The sequence below is a fragment of the Streptomyces sp. NPDC059009 genome, from assembly GCF_042740175.1.
In the GTDB taxonomy this organism is placed as follows: domain Bacteria; phylum Actinomycetota; class Actinomycetes; order Streptomycetales; family Streptomycetaceae; genus Streptomyces.
Window position 1 is genome coordinate 81413 of record NZ_JBHYJB010000015.1, and the last position, 22412, is coordinate 103824.

The window sequence follows — 22412 nt, forward strand, 5'->3', positions numbered from 1 at the left end:
CCACCGGAGTCCGCGCGCCGACCGCGGTCAGCAACCCCCGGCGTCGGCGGAGGAGGTGCGCTGGCATGAAGGGGCGGGGTCGGCCTGCGCGGCGGGCGCCCCGCAGGAGAGGGCGACGGCAAGCGCGGCGGCCACCGCCAGAACCGCCCCCTCGGCGCGCAGGACGAGGCTGCGGCGAGCCCTGCGTCTGCGGTCGTTGCACAGCAGTTGGTTCAGGGTGCGTTCGGCGTTGCCGTGGAGCGGGCGGTCGCGCCAGGGACCCTCGTCGGCCCGTACCGGGTTGACGGCCCGCAGCAGTTCCAGTTCGTCGTCACGCATGGTCCGCTCCTCCTTCTCGCGCCGAGGGGTCGAATCGTAGGGACACGGTCATCTGCATGCGGTCGATCTCTCTGCGGAGCCTGCGGCGGGCCCGGTGCAGACGCATCGCCGCCGCACTGCGACTGCACCCCAGGGCCACGGCCAGTTCGTCCAGGTTGAGTTCCTCCCACGCGGTCAGGCGCAAAGCCTCCTGATCCGCGGGGGAGAGCTGCGCGAGGGCGTCGTGGACCCAGGAGCCGGGACGTTCGCTGTCGGGGCTGTCCACGATCTGGCGGCGGACGGCCACCTCGTGATGGCCGAGCCGGTGCAGGAGCCGCCGCCGACGGCCCAGGCCACGCACCGTGTTGGCCAGACAGTTGCGTGCCACTCCGTACAGCCAGGGCAGCGGCGCCTCGGGTATCTCGTCCCGGCGCCGCCACACTATGGCAAAGACATCCGCCACTACTTCCTCCACCTCGGCGGCCTCGCCACCGTCCCCCAGCCTGCGTGCCACGAACCGGCTCACCGCCCAGTAGTGCGCGCGGTAGGCATCGGCGAAGGCTTCGTCATTGCTCATGATCTGTCCGTGCTCATGATCCGTTGGTGTCCGGCACGGGCTCGATCTTCACACCCTCGTCCTGTGACGTTCGCGGCAGGGGGACCGGTGAAATTCTGAGCCCGTCCGGACACTTACCGATCATGAGGTTCCAGAAGTCCCAGAAGTCGCCGAGGTGGGTGACGTGGCTGACCACCACGGACCACAAGACGATCGGCACGCTCTATCTGGTCACGTCGTTCGCGTTCTTCTGCATCGGTGGGGTGATGGCGCTCTTCATGCGCGCCGAACTCGCCCGTCCCGGCACGCAGATCATGTCGAACGAGCAGTTCAACCAGGCGTTCACGATGCACGGCACGATCATGCTGCTGATGTTCGCGACGCCGCTGTTCGCGGGCTTCGCGAACTGGATCATGCCGCTGCAGATCGGCGCCCCCGACGTGGCGTTCCCGCGGCTGAACATGCTCGCCTACTGGCTGTACCTGTTCGGCTCACTGATCGCGATCGGCGGGTTCCTCACCCCGCAGGGGGCGGCGGACTTCGGCTGGACCGCGTACGTCCCGCTGTCCGGCGCGGTGAACTCGCCGGGCATCGGCAGCGACATGTGGATCATGGGCCTTGCCTTCTCGGGCTTCGGCACGATCCTCGGGTCGGTCAACTTCATCACCACCATCATCTGCCTGCGGGCGCCCGGCATGACGATGTTCCGGATGCCGATCTTCACCTGGAACGTGCTGCTCACCGCGGTGCTCGCGCTGCTGGCGTTCCCGGTGCTCGCCGCCGCGCTGTTCGCCCTGGAGGCGGACCGCAAGTTCGGCGCGCACATCTTCGACGCGGCGAACGGCGGGTCGCTGCTGTGGCAGCACCTCTTCTGGTTCTTCGGCCACCCAGAGGTCTACATCATCGCGCTGCCGTTCTTCGGCATCATCTCCGAGGTCATCCCGGTCTTCTCGCGCAAGCCGATGTTCGGCTACATGGGCCTGATCGGCGCGACCATCGCGATCGCGGGCCTGTCCGTGACAGTGTGGGCGCACCACATGTACGTCACGGGCGGCGTGCTCCTGCCGTTCTTCTCCTTCATGACGCTCCTGATCGCCGTGCCGACGGGCGTGAAGTTCTTCAACTGGATCGGCACGATGTGGAAGGGCTCGCTGTCCTTCGAGACCCCGATGCTGTGGGCGGTCGGCTTCCTCATCACGTTCGTCTTCGGCGGTCTGACGGGGGTCGTCCTGGCGTCACCGGTGATGGACTTCCACGTCTCGGACTCGTACTTCGTGGTCGCGCACTTCCACTACGTCGTCTTCGGCACCGTGGTGTTCGCGATGTTCTCCGGATTCCACTTCTGGTGGCCGAAGTTCACGGGCAAGATGCTCGACGAGCGCCTCGGCAAGATCACGTTCTGGACGCTGTTCGTGGGCTTCCACGGCACATTCCTCGTCCAGCACTGGCTGGGCACCAATGGAATGCAGCGCCGGATTCCGGATTACCTGGCGGTGGAGGGCCTGACCGCGCTCAATACCGTGTCGACCATCTTCTCCTTCCTGCTCGGCCTGTCCCTCCTGCCGTTCTTCTACAACGTCTGGAAGACAGCGAAGTACGGCAAGAAGATCGAGGTCGACGACCCGTGGGGCTACGGCCGTTCGCTGGAGTGGGCGACGACCTGTCCACCACCGCGCCACAATTACGCCGCCCTGCCGCGCATCCGCTCGGAGTCACCCGCATACGACCTGCACCACCCCGAGGCCACCTCGGACTCCGCCGAACTTGTGGCGGCGCCATGATCAGGGAGATCGAGGGCTACCTCCTGGTCGAAGCGGCCCGCTCCGAGGGCAGGGCCGCCGCCACACGCTTCGTACAGCAGCTTCCCTGGCTCACGGAAGCACAGCAGGAAGACATCGAACGCGCCTATGCCGAGGAGCACTTGGCGCTCACGCGACGGCTGTGGCAACGGACCGCGGAGCGGGCGGACGAGTTGCGCGCCGAGTACGAGGAGACCTACCGGGCACTGCGGCGGCGCCTCTGCGCCACCGCGTGCGCGGTCGGAGCGCTCCTCCTGGCCGGCCTCACCGTGTTGTTGGTGACTCCACCGCTGTGAGCGTCGCGGCCGCGGGTTCGGCCTCCGTGGCCGCTGCCGTTCGTACCTAACCGCGATACGTCTCCAGCAGCCGCAGCCACACCTCACTGATCGTCGGATACGACGGCACCGCGTGCCACAGGCGGCTGACCGGGACCTCTCCGGCGATCGCGACCGTCGCGGAGTGGATGAGTTCGCCGACGCCCGGGCCCACGAACGTGACGCCCAGGAGCACCTCGCGGTCGAGGTCGACGATCATGCGGGCGCGGCCTTCGTAGCCGTGGGCGTAGAGGCCCGCGCCGGCGACGCCCGCCATGTCGTAGTCGACGGCCCGGACGCGGTGGCCCGCCGCCTCTGCCTCGGCGAGGGTGAGGCCCGCCGAGGCCGCCTCGGGGTCGGTGAAGACGACCTGGGGGACGGCCGCGTGGTCGGCGGTGGCGGCGTGGGCGCCCCAGGGGTCCGTCTCGAGGAGGGGCACCTGCTGGGCGCGCGCCGTGATCGCGGCGCCCGCGATGCGGGCCTGGTACTTGCCCTGGTGGGTCAGGAGGTTGCGGTGGTTGGCGTCGCCGACCGCGTAGAGCCAGTCGCTGCCCTGGACGCGGCAGCTGTCGTCGACGGGCAGCCAGCTGCCGGGCGTGAGTCCCACCGTGTCCAGGCCGATGTCGTCCGTGCGCGGCGCCCGGCCCGTCGCGAACAGGATCTCCTCGGCCTCCAGGCGCGTGCCGTCGCCCAACTCGGCCGTGACGGTGTCCCCTTGGCGGGTCACGGACGTGACGGATGTCCGGGTGCGGACCTCCGCGCCCGCCTCCGTGAGGGCCTTCGCCACCAGTTCGCCCGCGAAGGGCTCCATGCGCGGCAGCAGTCCGTCGCCCCGTACGAGGAGAGTGACCTGCGCGCCGAGCGCCTGCCAGGCCGTGGCCATCTCCACGCCCACGACGCCGCCGCCCACCACGAGGAGGCGCCCCGGCACCTGGTCCGCGCTGGTCGCCTCGCGGCTGGTCCAGGGGCGCACGGCGGCGAGGCCGGGGAGGTCCGGCAGGACGGCGCGGCTGCCGGTGCACACCGCCACGGCGTGCCGGGCCGTGAGGGTCACGGTCTGGCCCTCGGGGGTGGCCACCGTGACCTGGCGGGATCCGGTGAGACGGCCGTGGCCCCGGTAGATGTCCGCGCCGATACTGTCCAGCCAGGCCACCTGGCCGTCGTCCTTCCAGTGCGAGGTGTAGTAGTCGCGGTGCGCGAGGACGGCGGCGGCGTCGAGGGGGCCCTGCACGGACTGGGTGAGGCCGGGGACCTTGCGGGCGTCGGCGCGGGCGACGACGGGGCGCAGCAGCGCCTTGCTCGGCATGCACGCCCAGTACGAGCACTCGCCGCCGATGAGCTCGCTCTCCACCACGGCCGTGCTCAGCCCGGCGGCGCGCACCCGGTCCGCCACGTTCTCGCCCACCGGTCCGGCGCCGAGGACCACCACGTCATACGTCTTGGGTTCCGTCATGAGGCCCAGTCTGGTCGTAGGTGTGCGGTGGGGCCACATGGGTACGCGCGCGGAATACGACCCGGGGCCGGGTCGTTGTGCGGGGCAGCGGCTTCACCCGAGGCACGGCCGCAGGAAGCCCCCAGCGAAGCCCGTTAGCGAGGAGAGATCAGCATGAGCAGCACGACGGTGGAGCTCACCAAGGAAAACTTCGACCAGTTGGTCACGGACAACGAATTCGTGCTGATCGACTTCTGGGCGTCCTGGTGCGGTCCCTGCCGGCAGTTCGCCCCTGTCTACGAGAAGGCCGCCGAGTCCAACCCCGACCTGGTCTTCGGCAAGGTCGACACGGAGGCGCAGCCGGAGCTGGCCGCCGCGTTCGGCATCCAGTCCATCCCGACGCTGATGATCGTCCGCGATCAGGTCGCCGTCTTCGCGCAGCCGGGCGCGCTGCCCGCGGAGGCCCTTGACGACGTCATCGGGCAGGCCCGCAAGCTGGACATGGACGAGGTGCGCAAGGCCGTCGCCGCCGAGCAGGCCGCCAATAACGGCCAGCCCGGCGAGTAGTCGCACAGACGCGCAACGAATCCAGCGAATCAAACGCATCAGGTGAGCGTGTGCGCCGGGGTCAGCTCGACTCCCGGCGCACCGTCGTCGCTCCCAGTACGTCGTGCTGTTCGGCCGCCTTGCCCGGCTCGCGGACGAGGCGGTCGACGAGTTCCGCGAGCTTCTTGCCCGAGGGCAGCTCCATGCGGACGGTGCTGAGCCGGGGGCGCAGCAGCCGCCCCAGCATCAGGTCGTCGGCGCCGACCACGGCCGTCTCGTCCGGCACCGCGACGCCCGCGTCCTGGAGGGCGCGCATCAGGAGCATCGCGTATTCGTCGTTGTACGCGAACACCGCGTCGAGCCCGAGCCCCCGCCAGCGCGATGCGAGCCGGGACGCCGACTCCTCCTCGTAGGCGAGCGGAAGCTCGGTGATCTCGGCGGCCGTGCCGCGCACGGCTTGGCGGGCCCCTTCGAGGCGGGGCTGGGAGAAGGGTTCGAGGCCGGTCTCCTCGGGGACCACGACGCCGATGCGGCGGCAGCCGCGCTCCAGGAGGTGGGCGGCCGCGCTGTGGCCGACCCTGCGCTGGTCCATGAGCAGGGCGTGGGCGCCCTCGTCGGCGCCGCTGCCGAGCGTCAGGACGGCCTTGGCCCCGGCGCGCCGCAGCAGCGCGACGCCGCCCGCGCCGAGGGCGGTCGCCTCGGGTGCGAGGACCGCGACGGGGCGCAGCTCGGCCCAGGCGCGGGCGGCGTCCTCGCCGGTCAGGCCGAGGCTGCCGTACTGCACGACGGTGTAGTCGAGGCGGCTGAGCGCCCACTGGAGCTCGTTGAGGAAGCCGCTGTAGAGGGGGCCCGCGGGGATCTGAGGCGTGGGCATGAGCACGATGCGGGTGTGGCCCGCGCGCAGGCTGCGGGCGGCGGCGTGCGGGACGTAGCCGAGTTCCTTGGCCGCTTCGTGGACGCGTTGGCGGGTGGGTTCGCTGATGCGGACGGCGCTGGTGTTGTTCAGGACGTAGCTGACGGTGGCGCGCGAGACGCCCGCCAGACGCGCGACGTCGGCGCTTGTCGGCACGGCGCCCGGCACGGCTGCCGACGCGGAACTCGGCCCGGAGTTCGACGCGTCGGGGTGCGGGGGCTGCGGGGGCTGCGGATTCGGTATCTGCACCATGACGAGGGCATCTTCGCAGACCGGCGCGGTGCTCTCCCAGGCGGGCACGGGGGCGCTGCCGCGCGTGCCCCGGGGCGCTCATGGTCAGGCGCGGGAGCGGCGGCGCGAGCGCCGTGACCACGGGGAGGGGCGCGCGGAGCAGAGGCTCAGGCGCGTCCCCACCGGGAGGGGCGGCGGGGTCAGGGGGCGGGCGCCGGGAGCAGGGGGCTCGGCGAGGGAGCACGACCCGCTCCCCCGTCGGTCCACTCACCCGTGGACCCGCAAGGCCGTCAGGCGGTTCCCGCCCATCCCCGGGAACCCCGGACGCCCCGTGCACCCCGGACGCCCCGAGCACCCGCGACACCCCAGCCACGCCCTCCACCTCAACTCCCCCACCCCCGTTCCCCGTTGGCACCCCCTCCGGTTACCGTTCGGTACAGCCACCAAGCCACCAAGCCACCAAGCCACCAGGCCGCCCAGCCACCCAGCCGCCCCCGAGCAAAGGTGCCCTCACATGACTGTCGACCGTGCCGATGGGCTCCAGCGGACCGCTCGCGCGCTGGCCGCCGGGGAGGTGTCCTCGCGGGAGCTGACCGAGCGGGCCCTCGCGCGCATCGAGGCGGCGCAGCCGGCGCTGAACGCCTTCAAACTGGTGCGCGCCGAGGCCGCGCTGGCCGAGGCGGACGCCGCCGACAAGGCCCTCGCCGCCGGAGAGGCGCACCAACGGCCGCTCCTCGGCGTGCCGTTGGCCGTGAAGGACGACATGGACATCGCCGGTGAGCCCACCGCCTTCGGGTGTGCCGGCGACTTCCCGCCGCAGAGCGCGGACTGCGAAGCCGTGCGCAGGCTGCGCGCCGCGGGCGCCGTGGTGGTGGCGAAGAGCAACAGCTGCGAGCTGGGCCAGTGGCCCTTCACCGAAGGGCCCGCCTTCGGGGACACCCGTAATCCGTGGAACACCGCCCACACCCCGGGCGGCTCTTCGGGCGGTTCGGCCGCCGCCGTCGCCGCGGGCCTCGTCCCGGCGGCGCTCGGCTCGGACGGCGCGGGCTCCGTGCGGATACCCGCGGCCTGGACGCATCTCGTGGGCATCAAGCCGCAGCGCGGCCGGATCTCCACGTGGCCATGGCCCGAGGCGTTCCAGGGCATCACCGTGAACGGCCCGCTGGCCAGGACCGTCGCCGACGCCGCCCTCCTCCTGGACGCGGCGAGCGGCAACCACGAGGGCGATCTGCACCGGCCGCCGCCCGTCCGCGCGGCCGAGGCGGCCACCCGCGAACCGGGCCGCCTGCGGATCGCCCTCTCCGTGCGCATGCCGTTCACGGCGACCCCGAAGCGCCTGGACCCGGCCGTCCGGGAGAAGGTCGCGGGCCTCGCCAAGCGCCTGGTCGCGCTCGGCCACGACGTCGAGGTGGCCGATCCGCGCTACGGGCAGATCGGGCTCGCCTTCGTGCCGCGCGCCACGGCGGGCATCGCCCAGTGGACCCGCGAGGTCCCGGACCCCGCCCTGCTCGACCCGCGCACCCGGGAGGCCGCCCGCATGGGGCGGCTGCTCGGCGGGGCGCCGCTGCGGCTCGCGCGCCGCGCCGAGAGCGTCCTGCACCGCCGGGTCGGCGCGATCTTCCGCACGTACGACGTGGTCCTCGCCCCGACCACCGCGACGCCCCCGCCCCGTATCGGCGCGATGGCGCAGCTCAGCGGCTGGCGCACCGACCGGGCGATGATCGCCGCGTGCCCGTACGCCTGGCCGTGGAACGTCCTCGGCTGGCCGGGCGTGAACGTGCCCGCGGGGCGTGTGGCCGGCGGCCTCCCGGTCGGCGCGCAGCTCCTCGGCCCGGCGGGCAGCGAACCGCTCCTGATCTCTCTGGCGGCACAGTTGGAGGCGGATCAGCGTTGGTACGAGCAGTGGCCGGAGGCGTATGCGGGCACCGCCGAACCCGCCCCGTAGCCCCCACGGACGTGGTCAGAGGTGCGACTCCGGAATGCGGGCGGACAGGCCCCCGTCCACGGGCAGGACCGCGCCGGTCACGAACGAGGCATCGGGCCCGGCGAGGAACGCGACCGCCCCCGCCACCTCTTCGGGCAGCCCGGGCCGCCGCAGCGGATACACCTCGACCTTCGCGGCGAGCGCCGCCGGGTCCTGCCGCAGGCCGGCGTTGCGCTCGACCTCGATGAGGCCGGGCGAGACGGCGTTGACGCGAATGCCGTGCGGGCCCCACTCGTGTGCGGCGGTGCGCGTGAAGGCGACGAGTCCGGCCTTGGCCGCCGAGTAGGCGCCGTAGTCGAGGGAGGCGAACTGGGCGTGCACGGACGCGATGTTGACGATCGCGCCGGGGCGGCCCGCCTCGATGAGCGGGCGGGCGAAGGCCCGCGACAGCCGGACGGCGGCGTGCAGGCACACGTCGAAGGTGTGCGCCCAGCCCGCCACGGTCCCGTCGAGGAGGGGCGCGCGCTCTTCGGCGTAGGCGCAGTTGACCAGGGTGTCGGGGAGCGCGGGCGCGGCGGCGAGGACCCGGGCGGGGGCGTCGGCGTCGGTGAGGTCGGCGACGACGGCGGTGATGCGGGGGCGGCCCGGCCCCGAGTCGCGCTTCTCCAACTCCCTCACGGAGTCCAGGATGTCCACCGCCACGACGTGCCGCCCCCGCGCCAGCTGGTCCAGGGCGACCACGCGGCCGATGCCGCGGGCCGCCCCGGTCACGACCGCCACGCCGCCCGCCACACCGACCGCCCTGCCATCCGCCGTGCCGCCTGCCGCGTCGGCACGCGTCGGGCCCGCCTCATTCGCACTCATCTCGTCAGCAACTCCTTGCCGCTCGCCGTCGATCAACGCCGCCCAGCGTCGCTCACCGGCGCCCTGCGCGCGAGGGTCCGCCACAGCGCGGGCTCCTCGAACCCCAGCGCCCACAGCGAGGTGTTGACCACCCCGTAGCGCCGCGCGACCGCCAGATGCGCGGCGGTCCCGCGCGCGTCCTGGTACCAGACCGTGCGCCGCGTCTTCCCTTCCTTGTACGTGAAGTGGGGCGTCCGGGACGCCGGGTCGAGGTGGTAGCGGGCGCCGACGCGGCGGCGCAGCGCCTCCGCCTCCTTCCACGTCACGTGCCGGGCGCGGCCCTTGCGGCCGACGGCCCAGTCCCAGCCGTACGCGGGCAGCGCCAACTCCAGCTTGCGGCGCGGCACTTCGGCGGTGGCGCGGCGCAGGATCTCGCCGTACCAGGCCGGTGTGGACAGCGGCCCGGGCGATCCGTCGGCCCAGTGCAGGTTGTACGCCATGACCCGCATGCGGTCGGCGGCGGCGCCGAGCCTGCGGTAGTCCCAGATCCGGCCGCTGCCCGCGGTCTTCGGGGAGACGGTGACGACGCACTGCTTGTGCCGGGCGTGCAGGCGGCGGCAGAGGTCGGTGACGAGCGTGGTGTATCCGGCGCGGACCTTCTTGTACGCGGGGGTGGGCGTCGGCGCGATGGTCTCGTAGTCGAGGTCGATGCCGTCGTAGGCGCGGCTCGCGACGACGCGCAGCAGCGCCTCGATGTGCCGGGCGCGGCGCCGGGGGTCGGTCACGACGGCGGCGAGCACGCCCTTGGGGAGCTTCTCCATGACGGTCGGCACGACCTTGATGCCCTTGCGGTGCAGCCCGTCGATGATGTGGCGGTCCCCGGCTCCCGGGTGCCCGTCGACGCGTCCGGCGGACTTCACCTCGTACCAGAAGGGGCTGACGGTGTGGAGCTGGTCGGCGTGGGCGAGGGCGCTGCGGTAGCCGGCCTCCTGCTCCCAGTAGGGGAGCCAGCCGGAGGCGGTGCGGGCGGGGCGCCCCCGTTCCGGGGGCTCTTCGGCCCGGGCGGGCGCCGGGGTCAGGGCCGCCGCGGTCAGGGCGGCGGTGAGCGCGGCGGGGATCCAGGTCTCGCGTATGCGCCGGCTCCGGCTGCGTTCTCTGTTGGGCACCATGGGGCGAGCCTGCGGGCCATCCGGCGCCCCCGCTCAGCGGATTGGGCCAGTCAGGCTCTACGGTGACCCGCGTGACTGCTTCCATCGATGATCCGCATCTGAACGACAACCCCGGCCGCACGGGCCGCACCGCCACCACGGAGGCCGAGCCGCGTGAGGTCGGCCGGGTCCACACCGAGTACGCGCCCGCCCACGACGGCGACCCCGATCCCGGCGAGATCGTGTGGACGTGGGTCCCCTACGAGGAGAACGACGGCCGCGGCAAGGACCGCCCCGTCCTCGTCGTGGCCCGGGAGGCGGCGGGCACCCTGCTCGCCGTGCAGCTGTCCAGCAAGCGGCACGACAGCGAGCGGGACTGGGTGCCCATCGGCAGCGGGCCCTGGGACCGCGAGGGGCGCGACTCGTGGGTGGACATCGACCGGGTGCTGCGCGTGCACGAGCGGGGCATGCGCCGGGAGGCGTGCGCGCTGGACCGGATGCGCTTCGACCTCGTGGTGCTGCGGCTCAGGGAGCGGTACGGCTGGCGCTGAGGGACGGCGCCGCCGTGCGGTGAGCCGGGGGCTGCGCCGTGCGGGCCGGGAACGCCTCCTCGAAGGCGGCCCGCGTCCGGGATCCCCGGGCGCCGTCGAGCACCCCGAACACGATGTGCGTGAAGCGGCCCGCGAACCGGCCGCCGTCGCCGATGTGCCGCCGGAACGCCTCCGCGACCTGCGCCGGGTCGTTGCGGAACACCCCGCACCCCCACGCCCCGAGCACGAGCCGCCGGTAGCCGCAGGCCAGCGCCGTCTCCAACACCCGCTCGGCACGCGCCGCGAGGGCGTACGGAACGTCGGCGGTGCGCTCCGGTGCGTTGCGGGCGATCACTCCCGCGTTCGGCGCGGGTGAGGTCAGGAAGCCCACCTGGTACGGCCGGTCGAAGAGCCGTCCCCGGTCGTCCCGAAAGACGGGGACGGCCGGGGCGTGGATGACGCGGTCGCTGTAGAACGGGTCGCGGTGGGTACGGTGGTGGTCGTAGAACTCGGGGACCTCCAGCAGGCAGGTGTAGAGCGCGGAGGCCCGGCACAGGGCCTCCTCCTGTGCCTGCGCGCCGTTCAGATAGCCACCTCCGGGGTTGCGGGCGGAGGCGAAGTCGAGGACGGCGACGGGGTCTTCGGCGACGTCCGCGACGTCGGCGGCTTCAGTGAGGCGCCGCGCCGCTTCCAGGCTGCTCTCGCCCGTGACCTCGATCCTTGTGCGCTCCGGCGCGCTCTGTGTGCGGTCCCGCGCGCTCTGCGTGCGCACCGGCTCCGGTTCCGGCTCCGGTTCCGGCACAGGCACCGCCTCCGGCCCGAACAGCCGTGTCCCCGCGCGCGCCACCGCCACCTCTTCGGCGATGCTCACGCGGTGTCCGCCCGGCGCGGCGTACCCGCCCGCCGCGACGATCTGCTCGGTCTGCCGCGCCTGTCCGCGCAGCCGGGCGCTCACGCCCGCACCCCCGCGATGCCGCGCACCTCGCCGCGCGCCGCGTCCCCCGTCTCGTACATGAACACATGGTGAGCGGCGCGCGTCACCGGGCGCAACAGGCTTTTCCCGCCCGAGGGGCACTCTTGTGCGAACGGCCGCGAGGGTCTTGGGTGGAGCGAGCGTCGCCAACTCGGTCCACCCCACACCGAGTTGGACCGGTCGGCCCGCAACCCGCGGACCAGGCGAGACAACCGGACGGGAGACCCGCATGCCCGAGGGAGACTGTACGAACCGGCAGGCCGGACAGCAGATGAAGCCCCGGACGACGGTCCGGGACCCGGTGACCGAGGCCGAGGTCGAGGCCCTCGTCCACGGCATCTGCTTCAAGACCGGGCCGCCCCGCACCACCGGCGTCGAGCTGGAGTGGCTCGTCCACGACCCGCGCCTGCCCCACCTGCCCGTACCCCCCGCCCGCCACGAGGCGGCCCACGCCGCACTGCGGGCCCTGCCCCTGCACCACTCGGCCCTCACCGTCGAACCCGGCGGCCAGCTGGAGCTCAGCTCGCTGCCCGCCGCGTCCCTCATGGACTGTGTGAGAGGCATGGCGGCCGACATGGCCGCGGTCCGCGCCACGCTGTGGGCCCACGAGCTCACCCTCACCGGACTCGGCGCCGATCCCTGGCGCCCGCCCGTCCGCGTGCTGCGCCAGCCCCGCTACGACGCGATGGAGCGCTGCTTCGACCGCACGGGTCCCGAGGGGCGCCGCATGATGTGCTCCACGGCGTCGGTGCAGATCTGCCTGGACGCCGGGCACGAGGAGCCGGGCCCGCTCGGCTACGGGCGCCGCTGGCGGCTCGCACACCTGCTGGGTCCCGTCCTGGTCGCCGCGTTCGCCAACTCCCCCTTCCAGGACGGCCGTCCGACCGGGTGGCGCTCCACCCGGCAGGCCGTGTGGGCGGGCATCGCCACGGACCGCGCGGGCGCCCCGTCGCTGGACGAGGAGCCGCGGGCGGCGTGGACGCGGCACGCGCTGGATGCGGGGGTGATGTGCGTACGGGAGTCACGGGAGCCGGGTGCCGACACCGCCACCGGCGGGCCGCCGCCCTGGCTCGTCCCCGAAGGGCTCAGCTTTCGCGCCTGGACCCGCTCCGGTCTCCCCCGCCCGCCGACCCGCGCCGACCTCGACTACCACCTCACCACGCTGTTCCCGCCGGTCCGCCCCCGCGGCCACCTGGAGCTGCGCATGGTCGACGCGCAGCCCGGCGACGACGGCTGGGTGGTGCCGCTCGCCGTCACGAGCGCCCTGTTCGACGACGCGCAGGCGGCCGAGACCGCCTACCGGTCCGTCAAACCCCTGGCCGAGCGCGCCGGTTCGGGCCCCGCACCCGCCAATGCGCTGTGGCTGTGCGCGGCGCGCGAGGGCCTCACCGATCCGGAGCTGCACGAGGCGGCGCTCGCCTGCTTCACGGCCGCACTGGACGCGCTGCCCCGCATCGGAGCCGCGCCCGACGTCGTGGAGGCCGTCGCCGCGTTCATGGACCGCCATGTCGCGCGCGGCCGCTGCCCCGCCGACGACCTCCTCGACCGACTCACGCACCACTCAGGGACCCTCGCGTCCGGGAAGGAAGCCCGCCGATGACCGGCCGCCGCACACCCGATGCCGATTCCGCCACCCGTTCCGCCACCCGTCCCTCCGGCCGTTCCCCCGACCGCTCCGCCGACCGTTCCGCAGGCCCACCCCCCGACTCTCCCGACGAGCTGCGCGCCCGCGCCCTCGCCGAGCTGCTCGCCGCGCGCGAGCGCACCTCGGCGCTGACCTCGTGCGTCGACGATCCCGAACTGACCGCCCAGCACTCGCCGTTGATGTCGCCCCTGGTGTGGGACCTGGCGCACATCGGCAACCAGGAGGAGCTGTGGCTGCTGCGCGCGGTGGCGGGGCGAGACGCGATGCGGCCGGAGATCGACTCGCTGTACGACGCGTTCGAGCATCCGCGCGCCGAGCGGCCGACGCTGCCGCTGCTCGCACCGGACGAGGCGCGCCGCTACGCCGCCGAGGTGCGGGGCCGGGCCCTCGACGTCCTGGACAGCAGCCCGCTGCGCGGCAGCAGGCTCACCGACGCGGGCTTCGCCTTCGGGATGATCGCGCAGCATGAGCAGCAGCACGACGAGACCATGCTCATCACCCATCAGCTGCGCCGGGGCGCTCCCGTGCTCACCGCGCCGGAGCCGGAGCCCGCGCCGCCGTTCACCGGTCCGGCCGAAGTCCTGGTCCCCGGCGGCCCGTTCACCATGGGAACCTCGACGGAGCCCTGGTCGCTCGACAACGAGCGCCCGGCCCACACCCGGCTCGTGCCGCCGTTCTTCATCGACACCACGCCCGTGACCAACGCCGCGTACCAGTCCTTCATCGACGACGGCGGGTACGCGGAGAGCCGCTGGTGGGCCCCGGCGGGCTGGGACATGATCCGCTCGGGCGGCATCACGGCCCCGCTGTTCTGGCGCCGCGAGGGCGGGCAGTGGCTGCGGCGCCGCTTCGGACATCTCGAGCCGGTGGCGCCCGACGAGCCGGTCCTGCACGTCAGTTGGTACGAGGCGGACGCGTACGCGCGCTGGGCGGGGCGGCGTCTGCCCACCGAGACCGAGTGGGAGAAGGCGGCCCGGCACGACCCGGTGAGCGGCCGTTCGCTGCGCTACCCGTGGGGCGACACCGACCCCACCCCGGAGCGGGCCAACCTCGGCCAGCGCCATCTGCGGCCCGCCCGCGCGGGCAGCTACCCGGCGGGGGAATCGCCGCTGGGCGTACGGCAGTTGATCGGCGACGTGTGGGAGTGGACGTCCAGCGACTTCCTTCCCTACCCGGGCTTCGTGGCCTTCCCCTACCGGGAGTACTCGGAGGTGTTCTTCGGCGGCGACTACAAGGTGCTGCGCGGCGGGGCGTTCTCCGTGGCGCCGGTGGCCTGCCGGGGCACGTTCCGCAACTGGGACCACCCGGTGCGGCGGCAGATCTTCTCCGGGTTCCGCACCGCACGGGACGCCGCGCCGACGGAGGCCGACCGCACGGACACCGGCCCCCTGGGGCACGTCTGATGTGCCGTCATCTCGCCTTCCTCGGACCGCCCGAGCCGCTCGGCGCGCTCCTCGTGGCGCCCGCGCACGGCCTCTACCGGCAGTCGTGGGCGCCCCGCCGACAGCAGCACGGCACCGTCAACGCCGATGGTTTCGGGGTGGGTTGGTACGCGGAGGGCGACCCGGTGCCCGCCCGCTACCGCCGCCCGGGGCCGATCTGGGCCGACCAGTCCTTCGCCGACCTGGCCCGGGTGGTGCGCTCCGGGGCGCTGCTCGCGGCGGTGCGGGACGCGACCGTGGCGGGCGCCGACGGGGAGGCCGCGGCGGCGCCGTTCGCGGCCGGGCCGTGGCTGTTCAGCCACAACGGCGCGGTGGCGGGCTGGCCCCGCTCGCTCGCCCCGCTCGTGCGCGACCTGCCCCCGGAGGACGTACTGACCCTGGAGGCGCGCTGTGACGCGGCCCTGGTGTGGGCGCTGGTCCTGCACCGGCTGCGGCGCGGCGACGAGGAGACGCAAGCCCTCGCGGACACGGTCCTTGAAGTCGCCGAGGCGGCCCCCGGATCGCGCCTCAACCTCCTGCTCACCAACGGCGAGACGATCGCCGCGACCGCCTGGGGCGACACCCTCTGGTACCGCGCCGAACCCGACCGCCGCACCGTCGTGGCCTCCGAGCCCTACGACGACGACCCGCACTGGCGGCAGGTGCCCGACCGCACCCTGCTCGCCGCCAGCCGCACCGACGTACTGCTGACCCCGCTCAAGGAGCCCACCGCGTGAGCCCGTTCCTGCTGACCCGGACCCTGCCCGAGGACGCCACCGACGCCGACCTGCGCGCCGACGTCCTGCATGGACTGACCCGCCCCCGAGCTCTCGACCCCGCTCGAGCAGGGGGGACCCCCTCCCGAGCTCTCGACCCCGCTCGAGCAGGGGGGACCCCCTCCCGAGCCCTCGACCCCGCTCGAGCAGGGGGGACGCCCTTCCTCAAGTCCCTGCCGCCCAAGTGGTTCTACGACGCGCGCGGCAGCGAGCTCTTCGAGGAGATCACGGAACTGCCCGAGTACTACCCCACGCGCGCGGAGCGCGCGATCCTGCACCGCCGCGCCGCCCGCATCGCCGAGGTCACCGAGGCCCGCACCCTGGTGGAGCTGGGCTCGGGCTCCTCGGAAAAGACCCGGCACCTCATCGCGGCGCTCCCGGCCCTGCACACGTACGTCCCGGTCGACGTCAGCGAGTCGGCGCTGACGGGCGCGGGCCACGCCCTGCTCGCCGAGCACCCCTCGCTCAACGTCCACGCCCTGCTGGCCGACTTCACCCGCGGCCTGGCCCTGCCGGGCACGCCGGGCCCCCGGCTCGTGGCGTTCCTCGGCGGCACGATCGGCAACCTGCTGCCCGCCGAGCGCGCGATGTTCCTCTCCTCGGTCCGCTCCCTCCTCGAACCGGGCGACGCGCTGCTGCTCGGCACGGACCTGGTGAAGGACGAGAAGACCCTGGTGGCGGCCTACGACGACGCGGCGGGCGTCACCGCCGCCTTCAACAAGAACGTCCTCACGGTCATCAACCGCGAACTCGGCGCCGACTTCGACCCGGCCGCCTTCGACCACGTCGCCGTCTGGGACCGCACCCACGAGTGGATCGAGATGCGCCTGCGCGCCCGCTCGCCCCAGACGGTGAAGATCCCCGCGCTGGACCTCGCCGTCGACTTCGAGGCCGAGGAGGAACTCCGTACGGAGATCTCGGCGAAATTCCGGGAGGAGGGCATACGGAGTGAACTGGCGGCCGCGGGGCTGCGGTTGACCCAGTGGTGGACGGACGAGGAGGACCGCTTCGCGCTGTCGCTGAGCGTGGCGGACTGAGATGCCGGGGGCCGCGCACGCCGTGCCCTCCTGAGCCGTCGGGACTCTCCTGGGCCGTCGGGACTCTCCTGATCCGTCGGGGCTCTCCTGAGTCGCCGGGTCACCTCACGCCTTGTTCTCGTCAAGGGCCTCGGTGATCCGCCGGGAGGCGGCCCGCGCGGCCGCCGCCGGGTCCGCCCCCTTCAGCACCGCCGACATGTACACCTTGATCGGGTTGTCCGCCTCGACCTCCGCCCAGCGGGGCGACGCGGGGGTGGCGCGCCCCCGCGCCGCCCCCACGGCCATGGCCGCGACGGCCTCGTCGCCCTCCACCACGCCGGACAGAGTCGTCTTGTTGGGGACGTAGTTCATGGTCCGGGCCAGCTCGGTCTGCCACTTCTCGCCCGCGAGCGCCTCGATGACGGCCACGGCGCCCTTGCGGTTCCTGGTGCGGGCGGGCACCACCAGATCGGACCCGCCAGTGAAGACGGCACCGGCCCGGGACGCGGTCCTGCCGGGCACGGGAAAGTATCCGAGCTTCCCCTTCATCTCCGGATTCTTCTGCTCGATCGCACGCGCCGCGCCCGGCACGGCGACGATCTGTGCGACGTCCCCCTTCGCGAACTCCTCGGCCTGCGGCGGGTGTTCCTCGTCCGCGCCCCGGGGCCCGTCACCGAGCGCCTGAAGCCGCCGGTAGAAGTCCATGCCGCGCAGCGCCGCCGCCGAGTGCAGCGCTCCCTCCCAGGTCCCGGCACGCTCCTCGGCGAGCTCACCGCCCTCGTCCCAGATGAACCCGGCGAGCGTGTACCAGTCCTGCCCCGCCAGATAAATGCCCTGCCGGGAGCCGGAGTTGAGGCGCCGGGTGTCGGCCAGCCACTCGTCGCGGGTGCGCGGCGGGCGGCGGATCCCGGCGCGGGCGAACAGCTCCTTGTGGTAGATCACGACGCGGTTCGCCGCGTACCAGGGGATGCCGTACTGGCTGCCCCGGTGGCTGCCCGGCTGGGCGAGGCCGGGCAGCCAGTCGTTCATGCCGAGGTCGCGGGCGGACTCCAGGGTGAGGTCGTCCAGGCCGCCCTGGTCGACGTACTGGGCGACCTGCGTGTTGCCGACCTCGATGACGTCCGGCACCCCGTCGCCGCCCCGCGCGAGGGCCGCCTTCACCTTGGGCCCGATGCCGGTCCACTCCTGGACGTGGATATCGAGGGAGAGGTCGTCGTGCTGCTTCTCGAAGTCCTCGGTGAAGCTCTTGACGAACCCGGCCGAGGCGCTGCCCCGCATGAGCCAGACGGTGACGGTGCGCCGCTTCTCGCCGCCGCCGGTCAGGGCGCCGCAGCCGGCGAGGAGCGTGCCGCCGGCGAGGGCGAGCGGGAGGGACAGGAGGGTTCGGCGGGAGGTCTGGCGCACGTCGGTCACTTTCTGCCTGCGGACAGGGAAGGGGGCCCGACGTGGGGAGAGCGAGTGGCTCGAACGGGATGAGGCAGGAGTTTGGTATAGACCAAAGTCCTGGTCAAGAGGCTGGACCGGGGAGCCGCCACTACGGTGGAGGTCATCCCACCGCGGCGGAGAGGAGCACACCCCCTCATGTCCAGCCACACCTATCGCGTCACCGAGATCGTCGGCACCGCGCCCGAGGGCGTCGACCAGGCCATTCGCAACGGCATCAGCCGTGCCTCGCGCACCATCCGCAACCTGGACTGGTTCGAGGTGACCCAGGTTCGCGGCCACATCGTGGACGGCGAGATCGAACACTTCCAGGTCGGCCTGAAGGTCGGCTTCCGCCTGGAGGACGAGGACGAGGACGCGTAGGCGGCGGGCGGAAGAGGGGCTCCCGGGCGAGCGAGCCCAGGCGCCCCTCCTTACGCTGCTCACGTGACCGACGACAGCAGCAGACCTCTGGCCGTGTTCGACCTCGACGGCACACTCGCCGACACCGGGCACCGCCAGCGGTTCCTGCAGCGGAAGCCGCGTGACTGGAACGCCTTCTTCGCCGCCGCCCCGGACGATCCCCCGCTCGCGCGCGGGGTCGCCCTCGCCCTGGAGAGCGCCGAGGAGTGCGAGGTCGTCTACCTCACGGGGCGCCCGGAGCGGTGCCACGCGGACACCGTCGCATGGCTGGCGCGGCAGGGGCTGCCCACGGGCCGGATCTGGATGCGCCGCGACCACGACCGGCGCCCCGCCCGCCGCACCAAGCTGGAGATCCTGCGCAGGCTCGCCCGCGACCGGGAGATCCGCATGCTCGTGGACGACGACGAGCTGGTCTGCGACGACGCCGAACAGGCGGGGTTCACCGTCGTCAGGGCCCGCTGGGCCGCGCAGTCGGCGGAGCTGCGGGACGCGCAGGAACGGCAGGGGCGCACCTGAAGCGCGTCGAGGAAGCGCGTCGCGGAAGCGAGCCGAAGAAGCGGGCCGAGGAAGCGGGCCGAAGAAGCACGCGAGGAAGCACGCCGTCCGCTCCGGGAATCCTGACGGCGCCCACACGTTGAAGGCAACGTGAGCTCTCTGATCGAAGAAACCCGGTTCTCCGTCCTCGACCGCTCCCGCACCCGGGAGGGCTACGAGGGCCCGCAGGCCCTGCGCGACACCGTGGCCTTCGCCCGCGAGATCGAAGGGCTCGGCTACCACCGCATCTGGGTCTCCGAGCACCACGGCGTGCCCGGCGTCGCGGGCTCCGCGCCGACGGTGCTCGCGGCGGCCGTCGCGGCGGCGACCCGGTCCATCCGGGTGGGCACGGGCGGCGTGATGCTGCCGAACCACCAACCCCTCGTGGTGGCCGAGCAGTTCGGGGTCCTGGAGTCCCTCTTCCCCGGCCGGATCGACATGGGGCTCGGCCGCTCCGTCGGCTTCACGGACGGCGTCCGCAGGGCCCTCGGCCGGGACAAGCATGCCGCCAACGCCGTCGACTTCGCCGCGCACCTGGCCGAGCTGCTCGCCTTCTTCGAGGGCACCTCGGAGACCGGGGTGCACGCGCGCCCGACCGAAGGGCTCACCGTCCCGCCGTACATCCTCGCGACCGGCGAGGGCGCCACCATCGCCGCGCAGGCGGGCCTGCCGCTGGTCATCGGCGACCCCCGGGGCCGCGAGAAGATGCTCCGCGCCATCGACGCCTACCGCTCGGCGTTCCGCCCCTCCCCCTGGGCGCACGAGCCGTACGTCGTCGTGGCGGGCACCGTCGCCGTCGCCGCCACCGAGGAGTCCGCCCGCCGCCTGCTGATACCGGAGGCGTGGTCGATGGCGTACTCCCGCACCCACGGCACGTTCCCCGCCCTGGCGCCCGCCGAGCGCGTGGAGTCGCTGACCGGGGTCATGACGGAGAAGGAGCGCGGCTTCTACGAGTCGGGGCTCCGCGGCCACATCCACGGCACCGAGGAGCAGGTCACCGACCAGCTGGAGACCCTCCTCAAGGAGAGCGACGCCCAGGAGATCATGGTCACCACCAGCACCTACGACCGGGAGGGCCTCGTGGACTCCTTCCGCCGCCTGGCCCGGCTCGCGAGTCTGGTCCCGGCCTGATTCCTTGGAGACACCCTAGAATTCTGGGGTTTGCCCAGCCCCGCCCGCGTACGGAGTCCGTCCCATGTCCCACCCCCACGATCCCTTCGTACGCGTCCGGGGCGCCCGCGAGCACAACCTCCGGGGCGTCGACGTGGACATCCCGCGCGACGTCCTCGCCGTGTTCACCGGCGTCTCCGGCTCGGGCAAGTCGAGCCTGGCCTTCGGCACCTTGTACGCGGAGGCGCAGCGGCGCTACTTCGAGTCCGTCGCCCCCTACGCCCGCCGCCTCATCCATCAGGTGGGGGCACCCAAGGTCGGAGAGATCACCGGGCTGCCGCCCGCGGTCTCGCTCCAGCAGAGCCGCTCGGCGCCCACCTCGCGCTCCTCGGTCGGCACGGTCACCACCCTCTCCAATTCCCTGCGGATGCTGTTCTCCCGCGCGGGCAGCTATCCGCCGGGCGCGGAGCGCCTGGACTCGGACGCCTTCTCGCCGAACACGGCGGCCGGGGCCTGCCCGGAGTGCCACGGCCTCGGCCGCGTCCACCGCACCACGGAGGCACTGCTCGTCCCCGATCCGTCCCTCTCCATCCGGGACGGCGCCATCGCGGCCTGGCCGGGCGCCTGGCAGGGCAAGAACCTCCGCGACGTCCTGGACACCCTCGGCCACGACGTCGACCGGCCGTGGCGGGAGCTGGCCCAGGCCGACCGCGACTGGATCCTGTTCACCGACGAGCAGCCGGTGGTCACGGTGCACCCGGTCCGGGACGCGGGCCGCATCCAACGCCCGTACCAGGGCACCTATATGAGCGCCCGCCGCTATGTCATGAAGACCTTCGCGGACTCCAAGAGCCAGACGCTGCGCGCCAAGGCGGAGCGCTTCCTGCAGAGCGAGCCGTGCCCGGCGTGCGGCGGGAGCAGGCTGCGGCCCGAGTCGCTCGCCGTCACGTTCGCGGGCCGCACGATCGCCGAGCTCGCCGCGCTCCCCCTCGCCGAACTGGCCGCCGCCCTCAAGGGAGTTGACACCTCCGAGACCGCGCGCGTCCTCACCGGGGACCTGCTCGCGCGCATCGCCACCATCACCGAGCTCGGCCTCGGCTATCTGTCCCCGGACCGCCCGACCCCCACACTCTCGGCGGGCGAACTGCAACGGCTGCGCCTGGCGACGCAGCTGCGCTCCGGCCTCTTCGGCGTCGTCTACGTCCTGGACGAGCCCTCGGCCGGGCTCCACCCCGCCGACACCGAGGCCCTGCTCACGGTCCTCGACCGGCTGAAGGCCGCGGGCAACTCCGTCTTCGTCGTGGAGCACCACCTCGACGTCGTCCGGCACGCCGACTGGCTCGTCGACGTCGGGCCGCACGCCGGGGAGCACGGCGGGCAGGTCCTGCACAGCGGGCCCGTGGAGGCACTCGCCGACAGTGCCGCCGTCGCGGACTCGGCGACGGCCCGCTTCCTCTTCCATGACGCTCCCCCTCCCGTACGTGAAGTCCGCGCGCCCCGCGGCTGGTTGAAGGTCGGCCCGGTGACCCGGCACAACCTCCGCGAGGTCGGCGCGGAGTTCCCCCTCGGCGCCTTCACGGCCGTCACCGGGGTGTCCGGCTCCGGCAAGTCGACCCTGATCGGTGAGATCACCGAGGAACTGGACGGCGTGGGCCGCCTGGTCTGCGTCGACCAGAAGCCGATCGGCCGTACCCCGCGCTCCAACCTGGCCACCTACACCGGCCTCTTCGACGTGGTGCGCAGGGCCTTCGCGGACACGGACACGGCGCGCGCCCGCGGCTACGGCGTCGGCCGGTTCTCCTTCAACGTCGCGGGCGGCCGCTGCGAGACCTGCCAGGGCGAGGGCTTCGTCAGCGTGGAGCTGCTCTTCCTGCCCAGCACGTACGCGCCGTGCCCGGACTGCGCCGGGGCCCGCTACAACCCCGAGACCCTCGAAGTCACCTACCACGGACGGAACATCGCGCAGGTCCTGGACCTGACCGTCGAGACCGCCGCGGAGTTCTTCGCCGACGCGGGCACCCCGGCCGTGGAGCGGAGCCTGCGCACGCTCCTGGACGTGGGCCTCGGCTACCTGCGGCTCGGCCAGCCCGCGACGGAGCTCTCCGGCGGCGAGGCCCAGCGCATCAAGCTGGCGAGCGAACTGCAGCGGCTGCGCCGCGGTCACACCCTGTACCTCCTGGACGAGCCGACGACGGGCCTGCACCCGGCCGACGTCGAGGTCCTGATGCGCCAGCTGCAGGGCCTGGTCGACGCGGGCCACTCGGTCGTGGTGGTCGAACACGACATGGCGGTGGTCGCGGCCGCGGACTGGGTGATCGATCTGGGCCCCGGCGGCGGCGACGCGGGCGGCCGGATCGTGGCGTCGGGCCCCCCGGCCGAGGTGGCCTCGGCCGCGGGGAGCAGGACGGCGCCGTACCTCGCACGGGCGCTGGGCCGCTAGCCGGGCCCGCCCGCCGGGCGAAGGCCGCCACCGAGGGCCGGATCGCCCCCTTGTGGTCGCACCTCCTCCTTCCCATAATCCTGCATCAACACGAGTTGCCAACTCGTGTTGATACGCCA

Annotated in this window: 20 protein-coding genes and 1 pseudogene; 13 read left to right on the top strand and 8 right to left on the bottom strand. The window is 73.2% G+C overall.

All coding sequences use genetic code 11. From position 1 onward, the window contains the following. Positions 1-27: 27 nt before the first annotated feature. Positions 28-318: a hypothetical protein gene (locus ACFWYM_RS17235; protein WP_384836899.1), complete on the bottom strand. Its 291-nt coding sequence runs from the start codon at positions 316-318 to the stop codon at positions 28-30. Beyond that, positions 311-874, bottom strand: a complete 564-nt coding sequence (locus tag ACFWYM_RS17240) for an RNA polymerase sigma factor (RefSeq protein WP_384836902.1) — start codon at positions 872-874, stop codon at positions 311-313. The genes ACFWYM_RS17235 and ACFWYM_RS17240 overlap by 8 nt, the downstream gene beginning before the upstream one ends. 158 nt (positions 875-1032) lie before the next feature. On the opposite strand from ACFWYM_RS17240, the pseudogene ctaD reads away from it, so the two are divergent. Together ctaD and ACFWYM_RS17250 are read left to right on the top strand one after the other, a co-directional pair. Next, positions 1033-2634 (top strand): annotated as a pseudogene (gene ctaD, locus ACFWYM_RS17245) (cytochrome c oxidase subunit I); the annotation flags it as partial. Next, positions 2631-2948, top strand: a complete 318-nt coding sequence (locus ACFWYM_RS17250; protein WP_384836905.1) for a hypothetical protein — start codon at positions 2631-2633, stop codon at positions 2946-2948. The pseudogene ctaD and the gene ACFWYM_RS17250, both read left to right, overlap by 4 nt. A 46-nt stretch (positions 2949-2994) precedes the next feature. Here ACFWYM_RS17250 and ACFWYM_RS17255 read toward each other — a convergent pair whose 3' ends face one another. After that, on the bottom strand, positions 2995-4419 hold the full coding sequence (locus tag ACFWYM_RS17255; RefSeq protein WP_384836908.1) for a dihydrolipoyl dehydrogenase family protein: 1425 nt from the start codon (positions 4417-4419) through the stop codon (positions 2995-2997). A gap of 153 nt (positions 4420-4572) precedes the next feature. On the opposite strand from ACFWYM_RS17255, the gene trxA reads away from it, so the two are divergent. Beyond that, positions 4573-4965 (top strand): thioredoxin, encoded by a 393-nt coding sequence (trxA, locus tag ACFWYM_RS17260; RefSeq protein WP_384836911.1) that lies wholly within the window; start codon positions 4573-4575, stop codon positions 4963-4965. A 61-nt stretch (positions 4966-5026) separates the two neighbouring features. On the opposite strand, the gene ACFWYM_RS17265 is transcribed toward trxA, so the two are convergent. Further along, entirely contained in the window at positions 5027-6109 is a 1083-nt protein-coding gene (locus ACFWYM_RS17265; protein ID WP_384836914.1) for a LacI family DNA-binding transcriptional regulator, read from the bottom strand. Positions 6110-6602: 493 nt separating this feature from the next. On the opposite strand from ACFWYM_RS17265, the gene ACFWYM_RS17270 reads away from it, so the two are divergent. Continuing rightward, positions 6603-8033: an amidase gene (locus ACFWYM_RS17270; protein WP_384836917.1), complete on the top strand. Its 1431-nt coding sequence runs from the start codon at positions 6603-6605 to the stop codon at positions 8031-8033. Between the two features lie 15 nt (positions 8034-8048). Here ACFWYM_RS17270 and ACFWYM_RS17275 read toward each other — a convergent pair whose 3' ends face one another. After that, positions 8049-8876 carry an SDR family NAD(P)-dependent oxidoreductase gene (locus ACFWYM_RS17275; RefSeq protein ID WP_384836920.1) on the bottom strand — a complete coding sequence of 276 codons (828 nt, stop codon included), beginning with the start codon at positions 8874-8876 and terminating at the stop codon, positions 8049-8051. Between the two features lie 32 nt (positions 8877-8908). Beyond that, positions 8909-10024, bottom strand: coding sequence for a glycosyl hydrolase family 18 protein (locus ACFWYM_RS17280; protein WP_384836923.1), 1116 nt, complete (start codon positions 10022-10024; stop codon positions 8909-8911). Between the two features lie 62 nt (positions 10025-10086). On the opposite strand from ACFWYM_RS17280, the gene ACFWYM_RS17285 reads away from it, so the two are divergent. Next, on the top strand, positions 10087-10554 hold the full coding sequence (locus tag ACFWYM_RS17285) for a type II toxin-antitoxin system PemK/MazF family toxin (protein WP_384836926.1): 468 nt from the start codon (positions 10087-10089) through the stop codon (positions 10552-10554). Here the strand turns inward: ACFWYM_RS17285 and ACFWYM_RS17290 are convergent. Beyond that, positions 10529-11488 carry a TIGR02452 family protein gene (locus tag ACFWYM_RS17290; RefSeq protein ID WP_384836929.1) on the bottom strand — a complete coding sequence of 320 codons (960 nt, stop codon included), beginning with the start codon at positions 11486-11488 and terminating at the stop codon, positions 10529-10531. The genes ACFWYM_RS17285 and ACFWYM_RS17290 overlap by 26 nt on opposite strands. A 247-nt stretch (positions 11489-11735) precedes the next feature. Between ACFWYM_RS17290 and egtA the strand changes: the two genes are divergently transcribed. Genes egtA through egtD form a run of 4 tightly spaced genes read left to right on the top strand, consistent with a single transcriptional unit; the run spans position 11736 to position 16385 of the window. Then, the gene (gene egtA, locus ACFWYM_RS17295; protein ID WP_384836931.1) at positions 11736-13106 is read left to right on the top strand and encodes an ergothioneine biosynthesis glutamate--cysteine ligase EgtA; all 1371 of its coding nucleotides are present in this window, start codon (positions 11736-11738) and stop codon (positions 13104-13106) included. Next, positions 13103-14554, top strand: coding sequence for an ergothioneine biosynthesis protein EgtB (egtB, locus tag ACFWYM_RS17300; RefSeq protein WP_384836934.1), 1452 nt, complete (start codon positions 13103-13105; stop codon positions 14552-14554). Before egtA ends, egtB begins: the two co-directional genes overlap by 4 nt. Further along, positions 14554-15309, top strand: a complete 756-nt coding sequence (egtC, locus tag ACFWYM_RS17305) for an ergothioneine biosynthesis protein EgtC (protein WP_384836937.1) — start codon at positions 14554-14556, stop codon at positions 15307-15309. Before egtB ends, egtC begins: the two co-directional genes overlap by 1 nt. After that, positions 15306-16385 carry an L-histidine N(alpha)-methyltransferase gene (gene egtD, locus ACFWYM_RS17310; protein WP_384836940.1) on the top strand — a complete coding sequence of 360 codons (1080 nt, stop codon included), beginning with the start codon at positions 15306-15308 and terminating at the stop codon, positions 16383-16385. The genes egtC and egtD overlap by 4 nt, the downstream gene beginning before the upstream one ends. A 105-nt stretch (positions 16386-16490) precedes the next feature. On the opposite strand, the gene ACFWYM_RS17315 is transcribed toward egtD, so the two are convergent. Then, complete coding sequence (locus ACFWYM_RS17315; RefSeq protein ID WP_384836943.1) at positions 16491-17768, bottom strand: extracellular solute-binding protein; 1278 nt, start codon at positions 17766-17768, stop codon at positions 16491-16493. 177 nt (positions 17769-17945) lie between these two features. Between ACFWYM_RS17315 and ACFWYM_RS17320 the strand changes: the two genes are divergently transcribed. The 4 genes from ACFWYM_RS17320 (at position 17946) to ACFWYM_RS17335 (ending at position 22293) form a co-directional block, all read left to right on the top strand. Next, positions 17946-18170: a dodecin gene (locus tag ACFWYM_RS17320; RefSeq protein WP_384836946.1), complete on the top strand. Its 225-nt coding sequence runs from the start codon at positions 17946-17948 to the stop codon at positions 18168-18170. A gap of 63 nt (positions 18171-18233) precedes the next feature. After that, positions 18234-18725 (top strand): hypothetical protein, encoded by a 492-nt coding sequence (locus ACFWYM_RS17325; protein WP_384836949.1) that lies wholly within the window; start codon positions 18234-18236, stop codon positions 18723-18725. Between the two features lie 129 nt (positions 18726-18854). Next, positions 18855-19874, top strand: coding sequence for an MsnO8 family LLM class oxidoreductase (locus tag ACFWYM_RS17330; RefSeq protein WP_384836952.1), 1020 nt, complete (start codon positions 18855-18857; stop codon positions 19872-19874). Positions 19875-19938: 64 nt separating this feature from the next. Next, positions 19939-22293 carry an ATP-binding cassette domain-containing protein gene (locus tag ACFWYM_RS17335; RefSeq protein WP_384836955.1) on the top strand — a complete coding sequence of 785 codons (2355 nt, stop codon included), beginning with the start codon at positions 19939-19941 and terminating at the stop codon, positions 22291-22293. Positions 22294-22412 lie beyond the last annotated feature (119 nt).

What these genes read in the sequence shown, in the direction of transcription:
- ACFWYM_RS17250 (WP_384836905.1), top strand. Translation starts at nt 2,631, where the DNA reads ATGATCAGGGAGATCGAGGGCTACCTCCTGGTCGAAGCGGCCCGCTCC.
- ACFWYM_RS17240 (WP_384836902.1), bottom strand. Translation starts at nt 874, where the DNA reads ATGAGCAATGACGAAGCCTTCGCCGATGCCTACCGCGCGCACTACTGG.
- ACFWYM_RS17335 (WP_384836955.1), top strand. Translation starts at nt 19,939, where the DNA reads ATGTCCCACCCCCACGATCCCTTCGTACGCGTCCGGGGCGCCCGCGAG.
- ACFWYM_RS17320 (WP_384836946.1), top strand. Translation starts at nt 17,946, where the DNA reads ATGTCCAGCCACACCTATCGCGTCACCGAGATCGTCGGCACCGCGCCC.
- egtC (WP_384836937.1), top strand. Translation starts at nt 14,554, where the DNA reads ATGTGCCGTCATCTCGCCTTCCTCGGACCGCCCGAGCCGCTCGGCGCG.
- egtA (WP_384836931.1), top strand. Translation starts at nt 11,736, where the DNA reads ATGCCCGAGGGAGACTGTACGAACCGGCAGGCCGGACAGCAGATGAAG.
- egtB (WP_384836934.1), top strand. Translation starts at nt 13,103, where the DNA reads ATGACCGGCCGCCGCACACCCGATGCCGATTCCGCCACCCGTTCCGCC.
- trxA (WP_384836911.1), top strand. Translation starts at nt 4,573, where the DNA reads ATGAGCAGCACGACGGTGGAGCTCACCAAGGAAAACTTCGACCAGTTG.
- ACFWYM_RS17270 (WP_384836917.1), top strand. Translation starts at nt 6,603, where the DNA reads ATGACTGTCGACCGTGCCGATGGGCTCCAGCGGACCGCTCGCGCGCTG.
- ACFWYM_RS17275 (WP_384836920.1), bottom strand. Translation starts at nt 8,876, where the DNA reads ATGAGTGCGAATGAGGCGGGCCCGACGCGTGCCGACGCGGCAGGCGGC.
- ACFWYM_RS17255 (WP_384836908.1), bottom strand. Translation starts at nt 4,419, where the DNA reads ATGACGGAACCCAAGACGTATGACGTGGTGGTCCTCGGCGCCGGACCG.
- ACFWYM_RS17265 (WP_384836914.1), bottom strand. Translation starts at nt 6,109, where the DNA reads ATGGTGCAGATACCGAATCCGCAGCCCCCGCAGCCCCCGCACCCCGAC.
- ACFWYM_RS17280 (WP_384836923.1), bottom strand. Translation starts at nt 10,024, where the DNA reads ATGGTGCCCAACAGAGAACGCAGCCGGAGCCGGCGCATACGCGAGACC.
- ACFWYM_RS17235 (WP_384836899.1), bottom strand. Translation starts at nt 318, where the DNA reads ATGCGTGACGACGAACTGGAACTGCTGCGGGCCGTCAACCCGGTACGG.